The organism is Streptomyces niveiscabiei, from assembly GCF_001419795.1.
Lineage (GTDB): Bacteria > Actinomycetota > Actinomycetes > Streptomycetales > Streptomycetaceae > Streptomyces > Streptomyces niveiscabiei.
In genome coordinates this window covers 1-2,909 of the sequence record NZ_LIRL01001271.1, presented here as the reverse complement: position 1 = coordinate 2,909, position 2,909 = coordinate 1, and the positions used below count along the sequence as shown (strand labels likewise).

Below are 2,909 nucleotides of genomic sequence, written 5' to 3'. Positions count from 1 at the left end.
TTGCCGGTCGCCCGGCGCTGCACCTCACCAAGGCCGACGCGGCGCAGCGCCGGGCGACCGGCAAGGGCGTGAAGGTCGCGTTCTTCAGCGAGGGCGTCGACGTCACCAACCCCGAGTTCGTCCGGCCCGACGGCAGCCATGTCATCTCCGCCGTCCGGGACTTCACCGGCGACGGCACCGCCGACCACAGCGACGGCGGCGAGGCGTTCGGCGACGCCGGGGCCATCGCCGCGCAGGGCGCCCGCACCTACGACCTGGCGAAGGAACTCCCGCACTCCGGGCTCCCGAAGGGGTGCACGTTCCGCATCCGCGGGTTCGCCCCGGACGCCGACCTGGTCGCCCTGAAGGTGTGGGGCGAGCACTCGGGCGGCTGGCTCTCGCAGATGGCCCGCGCCATCGACGACGCCGTGTGGAACGAGAAGGCCGACGTCATCAACGTCTCCACCGACTACGGCGCGCTGCCCGACACCCCGGACGACCCGCTGCGCCTCGCGATCCGCGCGGCCGTCGCCGCCGGGGTGACCGTCGTGCACGGCAGCGGCGACTCCGGGACCTCCGGCACGATCGGCTCCCCCGCCAGCGACCCCGGCACGATCACCGTGGGCGGCACCAACGCCTTCCGGCTCGTCGCCCAGGCGTACGGCTACCCGAAGTACACGAGCAACGACATCGCCGCGCTGTCCTCCGGCGGCACCACCCAGGGCGGCAAGCTCGTCGACCTGGTCGCCCCCGCGCAGGCCGGCATGGCGCCGTGCACGGTCGACCCGCACTACACGGGCTGCACCAGCGACACCCTCGTCTGGGGCGGCACCAGCCAGGCGGCCCCGTTCGTCGCGGGCGCGGCGGCGCTGGTGATCGAGGCGTACGAGCACGCCCACGGCGGCGCGCGACCGGCGCCCGCGGTGGTCAAGGGCATCCTCACGGGCAGCGCGACCGACCTGGACTCCCCCGCCGACGAACAGGGCGCCGGGCTCCTCGACGCCGAGGCGGCCGTACGGGCCGCGCAGGGCGACGGCGGGCTCCTGCCCTCCGTGAGCCAGGTGGACGTCACCGGCGCGCCCGGCAGCGCCCACGACTCCACGCTCTCCCTGACCAACACCGGCAGCCTGCCCCGCCAGGTCACGATGACCTCGCGCGCGGTCGGCGCCGAGACGTTCCGCACCGACCGCACCACCACGGTCGGCGACCCCCAGGACACCGGCGCTCCCGAGGGCGCCCTGGCCGCGCCGGCGGTGACCTTCGACGTTCCGGCCGGGACCCCGCTGCTCGACGCCGAGATGGTCTGGCCCGGCACCGGCTCCTCCGGCACGCTCGCCCTGTTCCTGGTGGACCCCGAGGGCCGGCTCACGCAGATGTCGTACGACTACGACGGGTACGGCAGCTACACGGACTACCAGCACGTCGACGTCCACCACCCCGTCGCCGGGACCTGGACGGCGAAGGTCGTCTGGAACAACGGGCGCGCCCATCTCGCCGACCCGCCGATCAAGCCGGGCTCCTACCGGGGGCCCGTGAAGCTCCGGTTCACCGGGCACAAGTTCGCCTCCGCCGGGGTTCCCGCGGTCACCCGGACCATCGCGCCGGGTGCCACCGCCGACTTCGGCGTCCACGTGCCGCTGCCGGCCGAGGCCGGGGACGCTCCCGCGTCCCTCCAGTTCGACGCGGCCGACGGCACCCACCTGTCCGTGCCCCTCGCCCGGCGCACCCTCCTGGGCGACACGTTCACCGCGACGGTCACCGGAGGCGTGGGGCGGGTCTTCGGGCAGGTCCTCGGCTACGACCTGGACGTCCCGGCCGGGCACCGGAACCTGAGCGTCGACCTCGCCGCGCAGGACCCGGACACCACGCTCGCCTACTACCTCGTCGACCCCGAGGGCCAGATCGCCGCCTCCGACATCAACCTGACCGGCACGGACGGCAGCACGCCCACGACCGCCGCGAGCCTCACCGCCGACGCGCCCGCCGCCGGGCGCTGGCGGCTGCTCGTCGTCCTGCCGAACCCGGTCAGCGGCAAGGACTTCACCGACCGGGTCACCGGGCACGTCCGCTACGACACCGTCGACATCACGGCCACCGGGCTGCCGCGCGACCCGGCGCAGAAGCTTGCGCGCGGCGCGGCGCAGGAGGTGACGGTACGGGTGAAGAACACCGGGCCCGCCGGACGGTACCTGTTCCTCGACCCCCGGCTCGCCACGGACACCGACCTCGCGCTGACCCCGACGAGCGGCTCCGCCACCGCGCAGCTGCCGTTCCCCGACCCGGCGAACTGGCGCGTGCCCCGGCACACCAGCCTGCTCACCGCCGTCGGCACCGCCGACTCCCCCGTCGACCTGGAGACGGCCCACACCACGGTCTCCCCCGACCTCGTGGGCTTCGCGCGCTCCGGCAACACCGTGACCGCGTCGCTGTCCGCCGCGGGAGTCACGCCCGGTGACTGGTACACCGAGCTGACCCCGGCCGGCCCCTTCGGCACCGCCCCGGCGCCCAAGGGCACCGGTCACGTCACGCTGACGGCCCGCACCAAGGCCTTCGACCCGGCGATCCAGTCGCCCACCGGCGACCTGTGGCTGCCCGGCTCCACGGTCACCCCCGTGTTCGTCGCGGCCGGTGACACCGTGACCCTCAAGGCCACGCTCAAGCCGTCCGCGCCGGCCGGAACGGTGGTCCACGGCACCCTGTACGTCGAGACGTACACCCCGGCCTTCGCCGAACGCACCGGCTCGGTCCTGGCCGGCATCCCCTACGCCTACACCGTCGGCTGACATTCCCTCACCCCCCGGCCCGCCTCCGCCGAGGAGGCGGGCCCTTCGCTTCTTCCCCGGCCCATCCACCACACCCCGGTGACCGGCCGGCGCCCACCGCACCACCCGCGTCGCCCACCCCGTCCACGTCTCCCGCCGGAACCACAC

Annotated in this window: 1 protein-coding gene; it reads left to right on the top strand. The window is 74.7% G+C overall.

From position 1 onward, the window contains the following. A partial coding sequence (locus AOK24_RS42995; protein WP_055725277.1) for a S8 family serine peptidase occupies window positions 1-2,762 on the top strand: 2,762 nt, incomplete at its 5' end. Window positions 2,763-2,909 lie beyond the last annotated feature (147 nt).